The organism is Streptomyces sp. NPDC006691, assembly GCF_042869955.1.
GTDB lineage: Bacteria > Actinomycetota > Actinomycetes > Streptomycetales > Streptomycetaceae > Streptomyces.
Genome location: NZ_JBIAGW010000009.1, coordinates 14051 through 32657 on the forward strand (window position 1 = coordinate 14051; position 18607 = coordinate 32657).

General features: G+C 71.5%; 18 protein-coding genes and 1 pseudogene. 9 read left to right on the forward strand and 10 right to left on the reverse strand.

What is annotated here, in order from left to right; translation table 11 throughout:
* The first annotated feature begins 196 nt into the window (after positions 1-196).
* Complete coding sequence (locus tag ACFYNP_RS20775; RefSeq protein WP_388787061.1) at positions 197-4594, forward strand: hypothetical protein; 4398 nt, start codon at positions 197-199, stop codon at positions 4592-4594.
* Positions 4591-5469, forward strand: a complete 879-nt coding sequence (locus ACFYNP_RS20780) for a hypothetical protein (RefSeq protein WP_388787064.1) — start codon at positions 4591-4593, stop codon at positions 5467-5469. The genes ACFYNP_RS20775 and ACFYNP_RS20780 overlap by 4 nt, the downstream gene beginning before the upstream one ends.
* 82 nt (positions 5470-5551) lie before the next feature.
* On the opposite strand, the gene msrB is transcribed toward ACFYNP_RS20780, so the two are convergent.
* The 4 genes from msrB to ACFYNP_RS20800 form a co-directional block, all read right to left on the reverse strand.
* Complete coding sequence (gene msrB, locus ACFYNP_RS20785) at positions 5552-5959, reverse strand: peptide-methionine (R)-S-oxide reductase MsrB (RefSeq protein WP_388417716.1); 408 nt, start codon at positions 5957-5959, stop codon at positions 5552-5554.
* 39 nt (positions 5960-5998) lie between these two features.
* Positions 5999-7393 carry a UDP-N-acetylmuramate--L-alanine ligase gene (gene murC, locus ACFYNP_RS20790; protein WP_388417714.1) on the reverse strand — a complete coding sequence of 465 codons (1395 nt, stop codon included), beginning with the start codon at positions 7391-7393 and terminating at the stop codon, positions 5999-6001.
* A gap of 98 nt (positions 7394-7491) precedes the next feature.
* On the reverse strand, positions 7492-7959 hold the full coding sequence (locus ACFYNP_RS20795) for an indole-3-glycerol phosphate synthase (protein WP_388417711.1): 468 nt from the start codon (positions 7957-7959) through the stop codon (positions 7492-7494).
* A 152-nt stretch (positions 7960-8111) separates the two neighbouring features.
* Positions 8112-8930, reverse strand: coding sequence for a pyrimidine reductase family protein (locus tag ACFYNP_RS20800; RefSeq protein ID WP_388417708.1), 819 nt, complete (start codon positions 8928-8930; stop codon positions 8112-8114).
* On the opposite strand from ACFYNP_RS20800, the gene zapE reads away from it, so the two are divergent.
* The 3 genes from zapE (at position 8929) to ACFYNP_RS20815 (ending at position 11490) form a co-directional block, all read left to right on the forward strand.
* Positions 8929-10035 carry a cell division protein ZapE gene (zapE, locus tag ACFYNP_RS20805; RefSeq protein WP_388787066.1) on the forward strand — a complete coding sequence of 369 codons (1107 nt, stop codon included), beginning with the start codon at positions 8929-8931 and terminating at the stop codon, positions 10033-10035. The two genes, ACFYNP_RS20800 and zapE, sit on opposite strands and share 2 nt — an antisense overlap.
* A gap of 66 nt (positions 10036-10101) precedes the next feature.
* Entirely contained in the window at positions 10102-10527 is a 426-nt protein-coding gene (locus ACFYNP_RS20810) for an OsmC family protein (RefSeq protein ID WP_161251737.1), read from the forward strand.
* A gap of 78 nt (positions 10528-10605) precedes the next feature.
* Entirely contained in the window at positions 10606-11490 is an 885-nt protein-coding gene (locus ACFYNP_RS20815; protein ID WP_388787069.1) for a PPK2 family polyphosphate kinase, read from the forward strand.
* Positions 11491-11610: 120 nt separating this feature from the next.
* Here ACFYNP_RS20815 and ACFYNP_RS20820 read toward each other — a convergent pair whose 3' ends face one another.
* Positions 11611-11778 (reverse strand): hypothetical protein, encoded by a 168-nt coding sequence (locus ACFYNP_RS20820; RefSeq protein WP_388417697.1) that lies wholly within the window; start codon positions 11776-11778, stop codon positions 11611-11613.
* 21 nt (positions 11779-11799) lie between these two features.
* Positions 11800-11940, reverse strand: coding sequence for a hypothetical protein (locus tag ACFYNP_RS20825; protein WP_388787071.1), 141 nt, complete (start codon positions 11938-11940; stop codon positions 11800-11802).
* A 71-nt stretch (positions 11941-12011) separates the two neighbouring features.
* Here ACFYNP_RS20825 and ACFYNP_RS20830 point away from each other — a divergent pair, with 71 nt between their 5' ends.
* Positions 12012-12899 (forward strand): polysaccharide deacetylase family protein, encoded by an 888-nt coding sequence (locus ACFYNP_RS20830; protein WP_388417694.1) that lies wholly within the window; start codon positions 12012-12014, stop codon positions 12897-12899.
* Between the two features lie 35 nt (positions 12900-12934).
* Here the strand turns inward: ACFYNP_RS20830 and ACFYNP_RS20835 are convergent, their stop codons facing one another.
* The 4 genes from ACFYNP_RS20835 to ACFYNP_RS20850 all read right to left on the reverse strand — a co-directional run bounded on the left by ACFYNP_RS20835 (position 12935) and on the right by ACFYNP_RS20850 (position 15389).
* Positions 12935-13141: a hypothetical protein gene (locus ACFYNP_RS20835; RefSeq protein WP_388787073.1), complete on the reverse strand. Its 207-nt coding sequence runs from the start codon at positions 13139-13141 to the stop codon at positions 12935-12937.
* 75 nt (positions 13142-13216) lie between these two features.
* A complete protein-coding gene (locus ACFYNP_RS20840) occupies positions 13217-13894 on the reverse strand; it encodes an ABC transporter (RefSeq protein WP_388787076.1) in 678 nt (225 codons plus the stop codon).
* Positions 13891-14715: an ATP-binding cassette domain-containing protein gene (locus ACFYNP_RS20845; RefSeq protein ID WP_388787080.1), complete on the reverse strand. Its 825-nt coding sequence runs from the start codon at positions 14713-14715 to the stop codon at positions 13891-13893. Before ACFYNP_RS20845 ends, ACFYNP_RS20840 begins: the two co-directional genes overlap by 4 nt.
* On the reverse strand, positions 14712-15389 hold the full coding sequence (locus ACFYNP_RS20850; protein ID WP_388787083.1) for an AIM24 family protein: 678 nt from the start codon (positions 15387-15389) through the stop codon (positions 14712-14714). Before ACFYNP_RS20850 ends, ACFYNP_RS20845 begins: the two co-directional genes overlap by 4 nt.
* Positions 15390-15459: 70 nt before the next feature.
* On the opposite strand from ACFYNP_RS20850, the gene ACFYNP_RS20855 reads away from it, so the two are divergent.
* From ACFYNP_RS20855 to ACFYNP_RS20865, 3 genes and pseudogenes are all read left to right on the forward strand, one after another.
* A complete protein-coding gene (locus tag ACFYNP_RS20855) occupies positions 15460-16209 on the forward strand; it encodes a peptidyl-tRNA hydrolase (protein ID WP_388787086.1) in 750 nt (249 codons plus the stop codon).
* Positions 16210-16499: 290 nt separating this feature from the next.
* Positions 16500-17093 (forward strand): annotated as a pseudogene (locus tag ACFYNP_RS20860) (DUF4142 domain-containing protein); the annotation flags it as partial.
* 217 nt (positions 17094-17310) lie between these two features.
* The gene (locus tag ACFYNP_RS20865; protein WP_388787089.1) at positions 17311-18591 is read left to right on the forward strand and encodes a DUF692 domain-containing protein; all 1281 of its coding nucleotides are present in this window, start codon (positions 17311-17313) and stop codon (positions 18589-18591) included.
* Positions 18592-18607: the final 16 nt, after the last annotated feature.

Genomic DNA, 18607 nt, shown 5'->3' on the forward strand with positions numbered 1-18607 from the left:
GGAAGCCGATCGCTCCTTGCCCGCTCGGATGCCGGTGGCGGGTCCTTCGAACCGGGGCTGGAGACATCCCGTCCACCGGTGAAGGACCGGAAGTGGCTGGAGCGGTGTCCGGCTCCGCTGGATACCGTCTCGAAAACAGCCTTCAGCTGGCACAATGCAGCGAAAATGCGCGGGAGTTGACGGGGCGGGATGTGCGATGCGACATCAGGCGCTGGTGGTCGGAGTCGAAGGACCGGCCGTGGACCCCGCCGAGGAGTCACCCCCGCAGTGGCAGCCGCTCCCCTATGCGGACTCGCACGCGCGACGGGTGCGCGAGACGCTGGAGAAGCGGTACGGCTACGTTCCGCTCAAGGCCGTCCAGGACCCCGTGACCACTGCCGCCGCGCTGGAGGACGCCCTCACGCAGGCGGTCAGGAGCGAGGCCGACTTCACCGTCATCCATCTCCTTGCCCATGGGGAACCCATGCGCAACGGCTACGACGTACAGGCTGTGGGCGGGGATGGCCAGCTCACCGAGCCCCTCACCCGCTGGGTCAACATGGCGGAGGCCCGGCCAGCCGACGGCATGGGCGATCCGGCCGTCCTGCTGATCCTCGACCTTTGCCATTCCGGGGCTGTGGTGACCGAGCACCTACGGTCGCTGGTCCGGCCGGAACGCCGTCGTGTCTGGGTGATCGCCGCCTGCCACTCTGATCAGAATGCCTATGACGGCCGTCTGAGTGTCGCCGTCGACGAGGTACTCAGCGGTTTCGCCTCCGGGGCTCTGAAACTCGACGCGTCGATGCCGTACATCCCGATCGGCAAGTTCTGCCGCGAGGTAGCCCGCCAGGTGGAGTCCCGGAGCACGGCCGGGTATGAGCAAACAGTCGAACGGCCCCTGGTCCCGCTCGGTGCGGATCTTTCCCACCTGAAGTTCTTCCCCAACCCTGGATACGAGCCGGCCCGCCCAAGCCGGATCCGAGGCGTGGATGCTGCCGTGTTCAGGCTTCTCGATGAAGTGGCCGACGCCCGCCACTTCGTGATCCGGGCCCATGGCGCCGACAGCGCCTTCGGCGACCTCGGAGCTCCGTCCTTCACAGGCCGCAGCGATGAACTGCGGGAACTGGCAGGGTGGCTCGAAGGCCGAGGGCCCTCCTTGCGCGTCGTCACCGGCGTACCTGGCGTCGGCAAGTCCGCCCTGATAGGCACCTTCGTGTGCGCCGCGCATCCGGTACTCCACGAGGCCACTGAGCAGCTGTGGCGACCATCGGGTGGCGACATACCCGAAGCCACCGACGGTCTTGCGATCGTTCACGCCCGGCGACGCAACGTACAGGAGATCCTTGCCTCGCTCGCCGCCCAGTGGAAAATCGACGCGCCCGAGACTGCCACGCCATGGACGACGGACCAGCTCATCACTGCGCTGAGGGCCGAGCCCGAACCGCCCTGCCTCGTCATGGACGCAGTGGATGAAGCCGAGTACCCGGCCGACCTCGTGAGCGCCGTGCTGCTGCCGCTGGCCTCCAGACAGCGAATGGATGGGAGGCCGCTGTGCAGGATGCTCGTCGCGACACGACCCGAGGCGGCACCGGGGCCACTCATCGAAGTCGCCCGTGCGCAGGGCGGGTTGACGGATCTGGACAGGGTGCCGCCCTCACAACTCCGCAAGGACCTGGTCCAGTTCGTACGACGTGTGCTGCGGCCGCTGGGCCCCGATGCAGCTCCATGGTGTTCGCTCACGGCCGCCGAGAGTCTGGGCAACGCGCTGGCCGACACCTTGTTGAGAGGATCACGCGAGTGGGGCGAGTTCCTCGTCACCGGGCTCTACCTACGGCTCCTCCAGGAGCGGGGGACACCACCTGAGACGGCCGGTCGAGCCGCAGCGCTGGGCAGTGCCGTACCCCAGACCCTCGACGCGGTTCTCGACCTCCACCTACGCCGGGATCCCCGGCCCGGCCTGCACGAGTTGCTGGCGGCACTGGCCTGGGCCGAGGGCGCGGGGATGCCCGAGGATCTCCTGGCCCACGTGGCGAACCCCGGACCGGAGCTGTCCGCAGAGGATCGGACGACCACCGCTGAGATGCTGCGGGCCGCGCGCTTCTACATCCGCCGCAACGTCGACGGCGAAGGCACACCGCTCTACCGGCTCTTCCACCAGGGTCTTGCCGACCGGCTCCGCGAACGTCCCGTCCTGGACGCGTCCACCGTCTGGGAGCGCCTTCTTTCAACCGTGGGCACGAGCAGCTCCGGCCGGCGTCGGTGGGAGAGCGCGGAGCCTTACCTGTTGAGGCACGCCGCCCGCCACAGCGCGCTCGCCGGCAAACTCGGCGAACTCCTCGAAGACGGCGACTACCTGGTCCACGCGGCGCCCGCCCCACTGGCCGAGGAGCTGTACCACCGGGAACACGGCCCGCACGGAGCCGTCTATCTGACGTCCTATGGTGCTCACCACAGGAGTCCGCCCGACCAGCGGCGCGACATCCTCGCCGTCGACGCGGCCCGACACCAGCAGTGGCGTTTGGCCACCGACCTCACGCGGGACACAGGACGTCGCATTGTCTGGACCGCCGGCCGGCCGCTCCACTCCGGCCTCCTGACGACGCTGACCGGTCACCGCGGCAAGATCTGGGACCTGACGACCCTCAAGATGAACGGTCGGCCCCACGTCCTGACCGCCGGCCAGGACGGCACGGCCCGGTTGTGGGACATCGACTCGGGGGCGATGACGCTCGAACTGGACCATCGAGGCTCTCCGGTGGGCGGGGTGGTCGCCGGCGCGGCCGCCAACAACGCGCAGCTCGCCGTGACCGGCTGCGACAGCGGCGAACTGCGGGGGTGGGACCTGTCCACGGGCCTACTCCTCTGGACGGTCCAAGCACATCGCGGGCCGGTCTGGTCCATGGTGGGCCTGCGGTACGAGCGGATACCCGCAGTGGCCAGCGCGGGAGAGGACCGGACGATCCGCTACTGGGATATCGCTACCGGGAAGCCGCTGGCCACCACCGAGTTGACGGCCATCAACGGCCATGTGTGGCAATTGTCCCGCGTATCGGTCGACGGCAAGGGCGATTGTGTCGTCGCCTGCTACGACGACTGGGTCAAGGTCCTGAGCATCCACGGCGAAGAGGTGGATCTGCCGCACACCGACCGTGGACGACTGTCGTGCTATCGCTATCTCGATCTGGGAGAGGGCCCCGAACCCGTGGCAGGAGATCGGGACGGGATCATCTGGGTCGGTACCGACGAGGGCCTTCAGCTCCTCAACGAGGACCACCCCCATGCCGACGCCGTTACCGACCTCGCTGCCGTGACGCTGGACAACGGCACGTACATCCTCAGTGCGAGCGAAGACGGAGTCGCCCGGCTGAATCCGGTGTCCGGTGTCGGCCGCCGACGGCAGGTCGCCAGCCACACCACGGCGATCAGCCGGATCGCCGTGGTGGCCGGTCACGATCGAACCCGCATCCTCACCGCGGGGAACGGTGGGACCGTCCGCATCACGGACGCCTCCATGAGGGAGGTCCCGCAGCGCCATTCCGGACACACACACGCCATCAACGCGCTGGCCATCCTCCCCGACGGCCGTCCGATCTCGTGCAGCGAGGACGGAACGATGGTCTTGTGGTCGGCAGACGGTGGCATCGAACGGCGGGTCGCCCTCTGGTACCAGGCGGACTACCCGATGCCGGACGCAGCCACAGGCATCGCGCTCATGGAATCCGGCGAGCATCCGCGCGTGCTCGCCTCGTGCGCATACGGCGGCGTCGCCCTGTGGGACTTGAAATCGACGGATGAGAGGCTTGAGGAGCGCGTTCTCGGCGTCGTGGGCTCATCCGCGGCGATCGCGAGTACCGCGGTGCGTGGAACCACCTACGTCATCCACGCGAGCGCCCGTGGCGAAGTCGTCGTGTCGAGCGCCGACGATGTAGACACGGCGGCCAGGTGGCCGGACGTCGACATCAGCGACCCTGCGTGGGCAGAGGGCTCCGAACGCACCTTGCTGTCACCCTTTGAACGGGTGCTGACGGAAGGTGACATGTCGGACCCGTCGTGGGCGCGAGAGGAGGAGCGCGCCCTGCCCACCTCGGCCGAGTCCGCGCAGTGCTTGTGCCTGGCGGCCACCCCCTCCCATGTCCTCGCCGGATACGGCTCCGGCCACGTCTGGTCCGCCCGCCTCCTGGGCGCGCCCCGCCCGCGGCTCCTCACCCGGCACCCGGTCGCTGTCCACACCGTCACCGCCCTGGCCATCGACAAGCGGCCCTACGTTGCCAGCGGTGACGCCCGAGGTGAAGTGCGCGTCACCGCTCTCGACACCACACGGACGTTCACGCTGAGTGGCCATACCCGGGCGGTCTTCACCTCGGCACCGGTTCTCCTTGACGGCCGCCCTCACCTCTTCACCGGTGGACTCGACCGCTCCCTACGTCTGTGGGACGTAGGGAGCGGCAGCCAGGTCGACATCTTCTGGTTCCCCGACACCGTGTTCGCCATCGCCGTCGCTCCCGACGGCGCGCTGTACATCGGGGTCGGCCCCGACATCGTCCACCTCGCACCGGACGGCCGACGCCTGCCGTACCCGGATCCGACCTCCGAGCAAAGGACCATCATCCGATGACTGCCATGGTGGCCGTGCACGGCGTGGGCCACTTCCTCTCCGCCGTCCCGCCGGAGGAGATCGTCACCGCGCGCTCGGCGGCCTGGGCCAAGGACCTCGCAGCCGGCCTCGGCACAACCGCCGAACACCTCCCCGTCACCTACTCCTACTATGCCCACCATCTCCACCGGGGCAGGCCCGTCTCGCAGGGCGTCGCCGACGACCTCGACACGTTGGTGCGCGAGCACCCGGGCCTGACCGAAGGCGTTACCCACTGGGCCGAATCGCTGGGCGAGGCCCTGGACTTGGAGCTGCCGCCACCCGCGACGGCTCAGGGTCGCCTGGCCGTTCCACTCCGGCAACTCGTCGCCATGATCTCCGAGAGCCTGAGTCTCGACGGCCGCCTGACCCAAGCGTTCATCGCCACCTTCTTCCGGGACGTCACTCGCTACCTAGGAGACAAGAACGGCTCCACCCGCGCGGCGGCCCGAGAGGAGGTCGCCGGCACCATCGCCTCAACCGGCGCCCGTGTGGTGATCGCTCACTCCCTCGGCAGCGTCGTGGCCTACGAGGCCCTCCACGCCCATCCAGAGCTCGAAGTCGATCTGCTCCTGACGCTCGGCTCCCCACTCGCCCTGCGCCACGGCGTCTTCGACCTTCTGTCACCGGCCCCGGTCGACGGCACCGGGCGCCGTCCTCCCGGTGTACGTCGGTGGGTCAACCTGAGCGACCACGGAGACATCGTGGCGATCCCCCGGCCGTTCAAGCAGCGCTTTCCCTCGGTCGATCTCGATCTGACGGACAGCATCGCGCCGTTCGACTTCCACCGCGCGTCCCCCTATCTGAGGTCCGCTGCGGTGGCCTCGACGCTGGCGCCCTATCTCCCCACCTCCTGACACACAGCCTGATAGAACGCGAAAATGCCCGCACAGAACTACCTGTGCGGGCATCAGCCGGACCGTCGTCAGCCGCTCAGGATCAGCCCTCGTCCGGCGTCAGCCGCAACGAGATCGAGTTGATGCAGTACCGCTGATCCGTAGGCGTCGGGTAACCCTCGCCCTCGAAGACATGGCCGAGGTGGGAGCCGCAGCGGGCGCAGCGGACCTCGGTGCGGAGCATGCCGTGGGTGCGGTCCTCGATGAGTTCGACCGCGTCGGTGTCCTTCGGGTCGAAGAAGCTCGGCCAGCCGCAGTGCGACTCGAACTTCTCGCCGGAGGTGAAGAGTTCGGCTCCGCAGGCGCGGCACTCGTACACGCCCTCGGTCTTGGTGTCGGTGTACTCACCGACGAACGCGGGCTCGGTGCCGGCCTGGCGCAGGACCTGGTACTCGGCGGGGCTCAGCTCCGCGCGCCACTGCTCGTCCGGCTTCTCGACGTCGTACGCCATGGGGTGCTCCTCGCTCGGATCGGGTCGCTTCGGGACGGGTCAGTTCGACAGGCGGGCCAGGATGGCCGGGCCGAGGTCCGTCACGTCGCCCGCTCCCATGGTGAGAACGAGATCGCCGGGGGCCGCCATTCCCGCGACGACGTCCGGGACCGTCTCCTTGTCGTGGACGGCGGTGACCTGGGCCCCCGCCGCCCTGGCCGCGTCGATGATCAGCTCGCTGGTGACACCGGGGACCGGGTCCTCGCGGGCCGGGTAGATGTCGAGGACGACGGAGAGGTCGGCGAGGGCGAGGGCCTGGCCCATCTCCTTGCCGAGTTCCTGGGTGCGGGAGAAGAGGTGCGGCTGGAAGACCACGAGGAGGCGGGAGTCGGATGCCGCGCCGCGCATCGCCTCCAGGTCGGCGGTCATCTCGGTGGGGTGGTGCGCGTACGAGTCGATGACCTGGACGCCCTTGGCCTCGCCCTTGAGCTGGAGGCGGCGCTTGACGCCGGTGTACTTGCCGAGCGCGGAGGCCAGGTTGTGCGCGGGGATGCCGAGCGCGACGCCGGCGGCGAGGGCGGCCACCGCGTTGTGCGCGTAGTGGCGGCCGGGGACCGAGACCGTGAAGGTCAGGAACTTGCCGTTCAGGAGGACCGTCACCTCGGAGGTGAGGCCGCGCGGGGTGACCTTGTGGACGCGTACGTCCGCCGTCCCGGACTCGCCGTAGGTGACGACCTTCAGCGACGACAGGTCGCGCACGCGCTGGGTGAGCTCGACCGCGCCGGGCTGGTCGGCCGCGATCACCAGGGTGCCGCCGGGGCGGACCTTGCCGACGAAGGTCTCGAAGGAGTCGTAGATCTCGTCCATCGAGGCGTAGTTGGCGTGGTGGTCGAGCTCGACGTTGAGGACGATGGCGACCTCGGGGTCGTACTTCTGGAAGCTGCGGTCGCTCTCGTCGGCCTCGGCCACGAAGATGTCGCCCTCGCCGTGCCGGGCGTTGGTGCCGGGCCCTTCGAGGTCGCCGCCGATCGCGTACGACGGGTCAAGACCCAGCTCGGTCAGGGCGACGGCCAGCATCGAGGTGGTGGTCGTCTTGCCGTGCGTGCCCGCCACCGCGATGGCGCGCAGGCCGCCCATGAGCGAGGCGAGCGCGTCGGAGCGGTGCACGACGGGCACGGACAGCTCGGCGGCGCGGGTCAGTTCGGGGTTGTCGGCGCGGATCGCGCTGGAGACGACCACGCAGGTGGCGTCGTCGGCGAGGTGGCCGGCCGCGTGCCCGATGTGCACGGTGGCGCCGAGGGCCCGCAGCGCCTCGGCGGTGGCGGACTCCTTCGCGTCGCTGCCCGCGACCCGGGCCCCGCGCTGGGCCAGGATCTTCGCGATGCCCGACATGCCGGCACCGCCGATGCCGATGAAGTGCGGCCGTTCCATGGCGGTGGGAATGGCGGAGGCCATGCGGTTCTCTCCCGGGGTGCGACGTACAGAAGGAGCCCCCACCCTAATTCCTGTGGGGGCTCCGGCCGCGACACGGCTCCCGGTGGGGGCCGCGGGGACTACTCGCTGTGGGCGAACAGCTTGAGGACGGGCACGCCCACCTTGTGCCGGGCGCGCGAGGCCCAGTCGCGGTGGAAGAACTCCTCCACGTAGTGCGGCGCCGTCAGGACGATGACCTCGTCGGCGCCCACCTCGTCGACCACGCCCTTCAGCATGTCCAGGGGGTGGTCGTCGACCACCTGGCCCACGGCCGTGCTGCCCGCGTTCCGCAGGGACTGAAGGGAGTGCTGGAGGGCCACTTCGGCGGGGCCCTGTGCGGCGGAGCCCTCCGGTTCCTCGCCCTCGTGGACGGCATCGTCGAGCTCGCCGAGCGCCACGTCGTCGATCGCGCGCAGGAGCCGGTCCTGGTCCCCCCTGGGCTGCATCAGGACGACGAAGGAAATGGGCTCGTCCCCGTGCAGAGTGGTGACGAATTCCACGTCGACGGAGGTCAGGGGCTTCTCGATCATCAATACGCTCGTGAACACGACAGGCGCCCTTCTGTTCTCTCCATGGCCGCCGCCACCGTAAGTGGCGGGTCCGGCCTCTGCGGAAACCATCCTTCCCCGTATCCGCACGGGGTCTGCGTGAATAAGTGTGCCCAGCGTGAGCTAACCGGAACGATAAATTCCGCCGATCGTCAGATCCGACGGTAACGCGTGTACAGGTACCCGGCGTCCTCCAGTACGGACGTCGGAGCGAACCGCCGCGGGACCTCGACCGCGGGCCCCGACGCGATCCGCGGGGCGTCGCCCGCGGTCAGGGTCGGCGAGATGGTCAGGCACAGCTCGTCGAGCACCCCGGCGGCCACGAACTGGCCGAGCAGCCGCGGCCCGCCTTCGGTGAGCATCCGCGGCAGGCCGCGCTCGGCCAGCGCCGCGACCATCCGGCGGGGCTCGACGCCGGCCCCCTCGCCCGCGACCACCACCTCGCAGCCCGCCCGCTCGGCCTGCCTCACCCGGTCGGGGTCGGCGGCCGCCCCGGTCAGGATCAGCGTGGGCACGAGCGGCGAGGTGAACAGCGGCAGCGTGAAGTCGAGGTCCAGGCTCGCGGTGACGACGGCGATGACGGGAGCGGGGCCCTGCCCGGCGGCCTGGCGCCGCTCGGCGAACCCGGCCCGCGCCCTGGCCGGCCGGTACCCCTCCAGGCGTACCGTTTCCGCACCCACCACCACGACGTCCGCGAGGGCGCGCAGGACGCCGAAGATCCGCATGTCGGTGTCGGAGGACAGCGGCTGGGAGCGGCCCTCGTGGTGGCCGGCGCCGTCGAGCGAGGACACCATGTTGGCCCGCAGCCAGGGGCCACCGCCCCGGGGGTAGGCATAGGCGTCGGCCAGCCGGTCGAGCGGCCATTCGGTGCGTGCGGCGTGTTCTGTGGGGTCGGCGCCCTCGGCCGGTCCGGCGGCCCGGACGTCTTCGGCCGTCGGTGTCTGGTCGGTCACAGGGAACAGTTGTCGCATGCGGTGCAGTCTGGCACGGCGCTTACAGTGGGGAACTGTGTCGACCAGCCCCATAACCGAAGCGGCCCCCGTGTCGCTCTGCGCCCGCGCGCCGCATGTCCCCGCCGACCGTCTGGTCGCCGAGATGGTGCCGCCGCCGCGGTTCGACTCGGTGCGCTTCGAGACGTACGTGCCGGACCCGAACCAGCCCAGCCAGAGCGAGGCGGTCACCGCCCTGTCCTCCTTCGCGGCGGGGCTCGGCGGCGCGCACGCCGTGGGGGCCAAGCGGCGCTGGTTCGCGAAGAAGCCGGCCGCCGCGCCCGGGCCGCGCGGGGTGTACCTCGACGGCGGTTACGGCGTCGGCAAGACGCACCTGCTCGCGTCCCTGTGGCACGCCACCCCGGCCGAGCCGGCCCTGAAGGCCTTCGGCACGTTCGTCGAGCTGACCAACCTGGTCGGCGCGCTCGGTTTCCAGCAGACCGTGCAGACGCTGGGCAACCACCGGCTGCTGTGCATCGACGAGTTCGAGCTCGACGACCCGGGCGACACCGTCCTCGTGTCCTCGCTGCTTCGCCGGCTCGTCGAGCAGGGCGTGGCGCTCGCCGCGACCTCCAACACGCTGCCGGGCAAGCTCGGCGAGGGCCGGTTCGCGGCCGCCGACTTCCTGCGCGAGATCCAGGGCCTGTCCGCCCACTTCCGGCCGCTCAGGATCGACGGCGAGGACTACCGCCACCGGGGTCTGCCCGAGGCCCCCGCCCCGTACACCGACGAGCAGGTCACCAAGGCCGCGTACGTCACCGAGGGCGCCGCCCTCGACGACTTCCCGCAGCTGCTCGACCACCTCTCGCGCGTCCACCCCAGCCGGTACGGCGCGCTGACGGACGGGGTGCGGGCGGTGTGCCTGACCGATGTGCGCCCGGTGCCCGACCAGTCGACCGCGCTGCGGCTCGTGGTGCTCGCCGACCGCCTGTACGACCGCGAGGTGCCGGTGCTCGCCTCCGGGGTCGCCTTCGACCGGCTGTTCAGCGACGAGATGCTGAACGGCGGCTACCGCAAGAAGTACTTCCGGGCTATCTCCCGTCTGACCGCGCTGGCCCGCGACGCGAAGGGCCTTGTGGGGCAGTAGGTTTGGGGCCGAGGGGGCTCATGCTGCATCCGTCCACCGCCCCCTCGGCCACAGAAGGGAAACATCATGGCCACCACGCGCACGGCGCACACGGTCTGGGAAGGCGAGCTCCTCAAGGGCTCCGGCACCGTCAGCTTCGACTCCTCGGGTATCGGCTCGCAGCCGGTCTCCTGGCCGTCCCGCGCCGAGCAGGCCAACGGCAAGACCAGCCCGGAGGAGCTCATCGCAGCCGCTCACTCCAGCTGCTTCTCGATGGCCCTTTCGCACGGTCTGACCGGCGCCGGCACCCCGCCCACCCGCCTGGAGACCAAGGCCGACGTCACCTTCCAGCCCGGCGAGGGCATCACCGGCATCGTCCTGAGCGTGCGCGGCGAGGTCCCCGGCCTGGACGCGGACGCCTTCCAGGCCGCCGCCGAGGACGCCAAGAAGAACTGCCCCGTGAGCCAGGCCCTTTCGGGGACGAGCATCTCGCTCAACGCCGAGCTCGTCTGAGGCTGCCGCCAGCGGTAGCGCCGGCCGCCGTTCCATCGCACGATCGAGGGAACGTGAGGCGGCCGGAAGGGGTGCGCAGTGGCCGGTAAGGGCAAGGCCCGCAAGGGCGCAGACAAGCCCGGGCAGGACCTGCGCGAGCTGCTGCGCATCCCCGAGGGCGACCGCGTCACCCTCTCCTCCTACGCCACGGACGCCACCCCCGGCGGTCCGAAGGACAAGGCGGCGGGCCTGGCCGCCACCGCCCGGATGGGTGAGCGTCTCGCCGATCTCCAGGAGCGGCTGTACGCGGCGAGCACCGCCGGCGACCGGCGGCGGATCCTGCTGGTGCTCCAGGGCATGGACACCAGCGGCAAGGGCGGCACGGTCAAGCACGTCATCGGCCTGTTCAACCCTTCGGGCTGCCGCATCAAGGCCTTCAAGGCGCCGACCCGCGAGGAGCTCGCGCATCCGTTCCTGTGGCGCGTCTCCAAGGCGCTGCCGCAGCCCGGCGAGATCGGCATCTTCGACCGCTCGCACTACGAGGACGTGCTGATCGCCCGGGTACGGGAGCTGGTCCCGCGCGCGCAGATCACGCTGCGCTACGGCCACATCAACCGCTTCGAGCAGTCGCTGGCCGACGACGGCGTGACCGTGGTCAAGGTGTTCCTGCACCTCGGCCACAAGGAGCAGCGGCGCCGGCTGCTCGCCCGCCTCGACAACCCGGACAAGCACTGGAAGTTCAACCCCGGGGACATCGACGAGCGCGCGCTGTGGCCCGACTACCAGGAGGCGTACGAGATCGCCCTGGAGCGCTGCTCGACCGCCGCCGCCCCTTGGTTCCTGGTGCCGGCCGACCGCAAGTGGTACCGCAACTGGGCGGTCAGCAAGCTGCTCCTGGAGCATCTGGAGGCGCTGGATCCGCAGTATCCGCCGGGCGACTTCGACGTCGAGGAGTGCAGGCGCCGACTGCTCAAGGGCGCCTGATCCAGGGCGAGTTGAGACCTCGGCGAGTCGAGACCTGGGTGAGGCGAGGCCTGGGCGAGTTGAGACCTCGGCGAGTCGAGACCTGGGTGAGGCGAGGCCATGGCCAGTCGGGACCTTGCCTCAGGAAGGCCGACTCATCAGGCCCGAGATGTCGACGGCATCGGCGGCGGCCGGAGTGGCGGTCGGCACCGGCTTGTCGAAGCCGTCGAAGCGTACGGTCGCGTCGGGTGCCGCGGCGCCCCGGGTGACGGTGAACCGCACCGGGTAGGGCTTTCCGGTCGCGGCCACGTCGAGGGTGTAGGTCCGGCCCTAGGTACCCGCGCCCGAGCCCAGGTCGCCCTGGGCCGTCACGTGCAGGGACCGGGCGCCGAGCAGCGCGCCGTAGGCCCCCGGGCCGAGGATGCCGGGGCGGTTCCGCTGGGACGACCCGCGTGCTGGGCCGTGCGGCATTGGCCGGAATCTCGGGGACGGCCGGGAGTGCCGTAGGCAAATAGGCCGATACGATCGGCTACTTTCCGTTTGTGACCATTACTGCGCGAAAACTGCTCACGGTTGCCCTGCTCGGTGCCGCCCTCACGGCCTGTGGCTCCGACCCCGCCAAGCCCCCGCACCAGGCCGCCGACAAGGCCGCACCCTCGGCGCCCGCCGGGGCCGGGGCCCCCAAGACGACGAGTGCCGCGACCCTGGCGCCCGGGCCCGGCGGACTCACCCCGGTCTTCGAGCGGGCACCCCAGAATCCCCAGGGCGAGAAGGTCGTCGCGCTGAGCTTCGACGCCGACATGACGGCCGACCAGGGCCCGCGCGCGGCGGGCGGCGAGCGCTTCGACAACCCGGCGCTCATCGCCGACCTGAAGCGCATGAAGGTGCCGGCCACCGTGTTCATGACCGGCCGGTGGGCGCAGGAGTACCCGGCCGAGGCCCGTGCCATCGGCACCGACCCCGACTTCGAGGTCGGCAACCACTCCTACAGCCACTACGCGTTCAAGACGGACTGCTACGGGCTGCCCGTCGTCGAGAAGGACGCGATGCGGGCCGACGTGGAGAAGGCGACGGCCCAGTTCAAGGCGGCCGGGGTGACCAACGCCGTGCCGTACTTCCGCTTCCCCGGCGGGTGTTACGACGACGAGACGCTGCGTGCGCTCGCCCCGCTGAAGATGACCGCCGTCCAGTGGGACGTGGTGAGCGGGGACGCCTTCGCCAAGGACGCGAACGCGGTGGCCGAGCAGGTCCTGGCCGGCGTCAAGCCCGGGTCGCTCGTGGTCATGCACTGCACCCGCAGCGCGGCACCCGTCACCGACACGGCGCTCCAGCGCATCGTGCCGGAGCTGCGCAAGCGCGGCTACCGCTTCGTGAAGGTCTCCGATCTGATCCGCGACACCGCGCAGCACACCCAGCACGCCCAGCACTGACCGGCGCCGCACAGCGGGTCCGGCTCGTCCCGGGCTCAGCCGGAACAGGCCGCGCGCTGCGCCTCCTGCCACTCGCACACCGGGCAGAGCGTGCTGCCCCTGGTCGACTCCGGGTACTCGGTCGGCGCCCGGCACAGCACGCACTCGGCGAAGGGCCCCTCGTACGCTCCGGGCGCGGGGGCCCCGTCCAAGAGGGCCGCCTCGCAGTAGGTCGTGTCGTCCTGCGGCTGCGTCTCGTCCATGCGTCCGAGCCTAATCGGCGTACGGGACCGGCTCATCGCCGTACGGGACCCGGCTCATCGCCGTACGGGGCCGGCTCATCGGCGTCGCGCGCTGAGCGCGCAGACTCCGGCGGCGGCCGACCCCGCGAGCGCGAGCGCCGCGCCCAGCGGTACCAGGGCCAGGTGCACGGCTCCGGTCCGTGAGCCGGTGACCAGGCCGAACACCGCGTACTGGGCCGGTGAGGGGGCGAGGACCAGGGCGAGCAGCGCGGCCAGGGCGGTGAGCGCGAGGGACCAGCCCCGGGCGCGCAGCACCGGACGGCTGCCCAGGGCGCCGACCACCGCTCCCGTCAGGACGCAGACCCCGGCGGCGATCAGACCGGCCGCGCACGCGGCACCGAGCGGCACCGGGACTCTGCGGTCGCCGCTCACCGGATCGCTCACGGCGGCGACGTACGCCATACCGACGACCCCGAGCAGGGCCGCGCAGCCCACCGCCGACAGGAGCGACGCGAGGTGCACCCGGGCCGGGCCCGCCGTGGCGGCCGCGCAGGCGCGGGCGGCCTCCGGTTCCTGGGTGACGCAGATCCGCACGAGCCAGGCCGCGACCGGCAGCAGGCCGGCCGCCGCGTACCCCATCGAGTCCAGGACCGGCTGCCCCTGCTGTACGCCGATGCCCAGCAGGGCGGCGTACAGCAGAACGGGGGCGAGCCAGCGCTGGGAGCGCAGGAGCAGGGCGCTCTGATAGCGCACGAGGGGGACGAGTGGGCTCATGTGCCGCGCACTCCTCGGATGTGCCAGGGCGGCTCGGCCGCGAGCAGGGCACGCAGCAGATCGTCCGACCGGTCGGCCGGTACGCGCAGTGTGCGCAGGCCCTCGCTGGACGTCAACTCCTCTGGCGCACCCGGCAGTTGGGACGGGAGCGGCCCGGTTCCGGTGATGTCGACGAGAGTGAGCGCGGCGTGCGACGGTCCGGCCACGGCATGCAGCCCGGTGCCCGCGACCGCGTACCGGGCGTCCTCGCGGCCGGCCAGCCGGGCGGGGTCGTGGTCGACGAAGACGACCGTGCCGCCCGCCGTCACGCGCTCGCGCACCGCCCGGTCCAGCTCGGCCCGGGCCGCGGTGTCCAGGCCGGTCCACGCCTCGTCCAGGACGAGGAGTTCGGGTTCGGCGAGCAGCGCCTGGGCCACGGCGACCTTCTGGCTGGTGCCCTTGGAGAGCTCGGCGAGCGGGGTGCCGGCGTGCGCCGCCGCGCCGAACCTCTCCAGCCACCGCCCCGCGCGCTGCCTCGCCGTGCGCCCCGGCAGGCCGTGCACACGGCCGAGGTGTGTGAGGTATCCGGCCGCCGTGAAGGGCAGCGCGGCGGGGAAGCGTTCGGGGACGTAGGCGGTGCGGGGGCGGCCGGTGATGCCGCCCTCCGTCGGGGCGTCGATTCCGGCGATCAGCCTCAACAGGGTTGATTTCCCGGTGCCGTTGGTGCCCTCGATCCGTATCAGGGCGGCCGCGGGCAGGTTCAGGTCGACGGCGCGCAGCACCCAGGGACCGCCGATGCCGTACCGGCGGCCGACCCCGCGCAGGTTCCGGACGGTGCTCAATGCTGCTGGGGCTTCTGCGGCGTCGCCTCGCTCGGGCGCACTATGACGTAGCCCTCGCCCTGGAGCATCAGCTGGACGGCCTCGCCGGAGCCGCCGCGCAGCATCGAGCCGATGGACTGCGAGCGGTGCAGGGAGGTCTGGAGGTTGGCGGTCCAGCCGACCACCGCGTCGGTGTCGACGTAGACCGGCAGCTGCGGGGAGACCGGGATGACCAGCGGGTTGCCCTCGCAGACCAGGCCGAGCCGGCCGTAGCCGGTGAAGACGCTGTTGAAGAGGCCACCGCCGGCGATGCCGGAGCCCTTGACCGTCTTGATCTCGTAGCTGAGCGAGGCGTCGAAGCACAGCACGTTGCGGCCGTTGATGGTGAGCGCGTCACCCTGCTCGATGTCGACGATGAAGCAGTTCTGCGCCTCGTGCGCGAACCAGGCCTCGCCCTGGCCGGTGACCGCCATCAGCGGCAGGCCCTCGCCGGTCACCGCGCGCTTGAGCATGCCGCCGATGCCCTGGCCGCGCCGCTCGAACTGGAGGCTGCCGCGGTAGGCGATCATCGCACCCTGGCGCGCGAGCATCTCGCCGTTGACCGCGTACTTGATGGACTTGGCGTTCTCCAGCGTCATTCCGGCGGCGGCCGCGGGCTGGGCCATGTTCTCGATGGCGAAAAGGTCGCTCTTCATGCGCGCATCCTGTCCCGGAACTCTTCATTCCGCCAAGAATCACCGATTCGGCGGCTGGCAGACTGGTGGAGTGAGCACCGAGGACACCCAGAACCCCGCTTCCGACAGCCCCTTTCACGACGCCTCCCCGCGCGACGAGGCGCGGCAGTACGTACTGCCGCTCGTCGTCCACATCGAGAAGGCCGATCCCCCGGCGCGCACCGACGCCCTGGAGACGGCCGCCCGCGCGGTGCTCGTGATGCTCTCCGACGAGCGGTCGCTGGGCGAGGGGGACGACGAGGGCGAGTGGGCCCGGGTGATGCGGGACTGGCAGGACGCCCGGATCCGCAAGGTCGTGCGGCGCGCCCGCGGCGCCGAGTGGCGCAAGGCCTCGGCGCTGCCCGGCATCACGGTGACCGGCAAGTCGGCGGAGGTGCGCGTCTTCCCGCCGGTGCCGCTGGACGGCTGGCCCAAGGAGCTGGCCAAACTCCAGGTCTCGGGTACGGACCTGGACGACCCGGCCGATCCGGACACCCCCGATCCACTCGCGCCGGTGCTCTGGCTCAACCCCGACCTCGACATGTCCGCGGGCAAGGCGATGGCCCAGGCCGGACACGGCGCCCAGCTCGCCTGGTGGGAGCTGACCGGCACCGAGCGCAAGGCCTGGCGCGAGGCGGGCTTTCCCCTCGCGGTACGCCCCGCGGACCCGGCCGCCTGGCGCGACCTGACGCTCAGCGGGCTGCCGGTGGTCCGCGACGCGGGCTTCACCGAGATCGCCCCGGGGTCCTGCACGGTGGTCGCCGACCATCCGGCCCTGCGGGCGCGTCTCGCGCGTGGCTGAGAGTGGCGCATCCACCCTCGCGGACACGGCCGGTGCGCGGCCGAGGGTGGCGCATCCGTCGTATCCGTCCCAGCGGACCGTCTCGCGCGCGGCTGAGGGTGGCGCTTCCACCCTCGCGGACGCGGCCGATGCGTGGCCGAGGGTGGCGCATCCGGACAGGTCTTCGCCCCGCTGAACACACCACCCGCCCCATCCGTACCTCCCGGTACGCCGAGCAGCGCTCGTGCTCTCAACTGGCCGTCCCTGGAGGCATCTTGTCGCGTGGAATAGTCCGCTCCAGCCGTTTCGCCCTGCGCCACGTGAACGGGACGGGGCTGCTCATCGCGGTGCTCGTGGCGACCATCGGCGCGCTCGCCTTTCCCGTGTGGTCGTACGCCGACCGCTCCAGCACGCCGCAGGCCAACCTCGACTCCTCGTCCACGCCCACTCCTTGGGGCCCGCTGTCCGCCACGGACCGGGAGTTCGTCACCAAGGTGCGGCTCGCCGGGCTGTGGGAGGGGCCGGCCGGACAGCAGGCGCAGGAGCGGACGCCCAGCGCCGCGATCAAGGCGGCCGGGGACCACCTCGTCATGGGCCACGCCGCGCTGGACAAGCACGACCGGGACGTCGCCGCGAAGCTCGGCATCGAGCTGCCGAACCAGCCCAACGCCCAGCAGCAGGGCTGGCTGCGCCAGCTGACCGCGGACACCGGCACCGCCTACGAACGGGACTTCGCGAACCTGCTGCGCGCCGCCCACGGCAAGGTGTTCGCCCTGGTCGCCCAGGTCCGGGCGACCACGCGGAACTCGCTGGTGCGGGACCTGGCGACCGACGCCAACAACACCGTGCTCGACCACATGACGATGCTGGAGGCCACCGGTCTGGTGGACTTCGACGCGCTGGCCACCCCCAGCTGACGCGGCCGCCCCGCACCGGGCATGGCTGTTCGCGCGCCTCCCCGCGCACCTCGACCCGCCCTCAGGGGCGCATCGCCGCCGCCTGTTCGCGCGCTTCCCCACGTCCTTGCCGGGACCGGGGCCGGGCGGAGCGGAAACCTCAAATCAAGCTCTGAAGGTGACCCGGCCAGGGTTCGTCGCCGGAGCCGGGGGCCATGACCTGTCCATGAAGCATTTGGGCATCGGCATCGGCTGGCGGCCGGAGATCGCCGGGGCGGTCGAGGGGCTCGACGGCATCGACTGGGTCGAGGCGGTCGCGGAGAACCTCTGCCCCGGGCACCTCCCCGACTCCCTGCTCCGGCTGCGCCAGCGCGGGGTCACCGTCGTGCCGCACGGGGTCTCGCTGGGCCTCGGCGGGGCCGACCGGCCGGACCCGCGGCGCCTGGCCGACCTCGCGGCCCGGGCCGAGGCGCTCGGCTCGCCCCTGGTCACCGAGCACATCGCGTTCGTGCGCGCGGGCGGCGAACTGACCGCGTCGCCGCGCCTGGAGGCCGGTCATCTGCTGCCGGTGCCGCGCACCCGCGACGCCCTGCGGGTGCTGTGCGAGAACGTGCGCATCGCGCAGGACGCCCTGCCGGTGCCGCTCGCCCTGGAGAACATCGCGGCCCTGATCGACTGGCCCGACGAGGAGTTGACGGAAGGTCAGTTCCTGTCGGAGCTGGTCGAGCGCACCGGGGTCGGGCTGCTCATCGACGTGGCCAATCTGCACACGAACCGGGTGAACCGCGGCGAGGACCCCGCGAAGGTCCTGGCCGACCTGCCCCTGGAGGCGATCGCGTACGTGCACGTGGCGGGCGGTGTCGAACGGGACGGCGTCTGGCACGACACCCACGCGCACCCCGTACCGCAGGCGGTGCTCGACGTCCTGGCCGACCTCGCCGCCCGCGTCTCACCGCCGGGGGTGCTGCTGGAGCGCGACGACGCGTTCCCGCCGGCCGAGGAGCTTGCGGCCGAACTCGGCGCCATCCGGGACACGTTGGCCGTGGCCGAGCCGCCCGCTCCGGTGACGGGTCCCCCGCCCGCGGCCGTCACCGAAGAGGCCGGCGCCGGGTCCCGGGACCGGCTCGCCCTCGCACAGGCCGCCCTGCTCTCCTCGCTCACCGCGGGCACGCCCGCGCCCACCGGGTTCGACGGGCGGCGGCTTCGCGTACAGGCCCGCTCGCTCGCGGCCAAGCGGGCCGATGTGGTGGCCAAGGTCGCGCCCGAGCCGGCGGCGCTGCTCGGGCCAAACTACCGGGAGGCGTTCCTGGGATACGCCAAGTACCGCCCCATGCAGGGGGGTTACCGCCAGGACGCGCTCGACTTCGTCCGGTTCCTGCTCGACACGGGGCGGCCCGCCGACGCGGAGGCGCGCCGGGCCCTGGCCCGCTGGTGGAAGGAGCGGTCGGGACCGAGGCCACCGGGGCGCGCCGCGCGGCTGCTGCGCACGCTGACCCGGGCGGCCTGACCCGGCCCGCCCCGCG

What these genes read in the sequence shown, in the direction of transcription:
- ACFYNP_RS20775 (WP_388787061.1), top strand. Translation starts at nt 197, where the DNA reads ATGCGACATCAGGCGCTGGTGGTCGGAGTCGAAGGACCGGCCGTGGAC.
- ACFYNP_RS20780 (WP_388787064.1), top strand. Translation starts at nt 4,591, where the DNA reads ATGACTGCCATGGTGGCCGTGCACGGCGTGGGCCACTTCCTCTCCGCC.
- msrB (WP_388417716.1), bottom strand. Translation starts at nt 5,959, where the DNA reads ATGGCGTACGACGTCGAGAAGCCGGACGAGCAGTGGCGCGCGGAGCTG.
- murC (WP_388417714.1), bottom strand. Translation starts at nt 7,393, where the DNA reads ATGGCCTCCGCCATTCCCACCGCCATGGAACGGCCGCACTTCATCGGC.
- zapE (WP_388787066.1), top strand. Translation starts at nt 8,929, where the DNA reads ATGCGGTGCAGTCTGGCACGGCGCTTACAGTGGGGAACTGTGTCGACC.
- ACFYNP_RS20800 (WP_388417708.1), bottom strand. Translation starts at nt 8,930, where the DNA reads ATGCGACAACTGTTCCCTGTGACCGACCAGACACCGACGGCCGAAGAC.
- ACFYNP_RS20810 (WP_161251737.1), top strand. Translation starts at nt 10,102, where the DNA reads ATGGCCACCACGCGCACGGCGCACACGGTCTGGGAAGGCGAGCTCCTC.
- ACFYNP_RS20825 (WP_388787071.1), bottom strand. Translation starts at nt 11,940, where the DNA reads ATGCCGCACGGCCCAGCACGCGGGTCGTCCCAGCGGAACCGCCCCGGC.
- ACFYNP_RS20835 (WP_388787073.1), bottom strand. Translation starts at nt 13,141, where the DNA reads ATGGACGAGACGCAGCCGCAGGACGACACGACCTACTGCGAGGCGGCC.
- ACFYNP_RS20840 (WP_388787076.1), bottom strand. Translation starts at nt 13,894, where the DNA reads ATGAGCCCACTCGTCCCCCTCGTGCGCTATCAGAGCGCCCTGCTCCTG.
- ACFYNP_RS20850 (WP_388787083.1), bottom strand. Translation starts at nt 15,389, where the DNA reads ATGAAGAGCGACCTTTTCGCCATCGAGAACATGGCCCAGCCCGCGGCC.
- ACFYNP_RS20865 (WP_388787089.1), top strand. Translation starts at nt 17,311, where the DNA reads ATGAAGCATTTGGGCATCGGCATCGGCTGGCGGCCGGAGATCGCCGGG.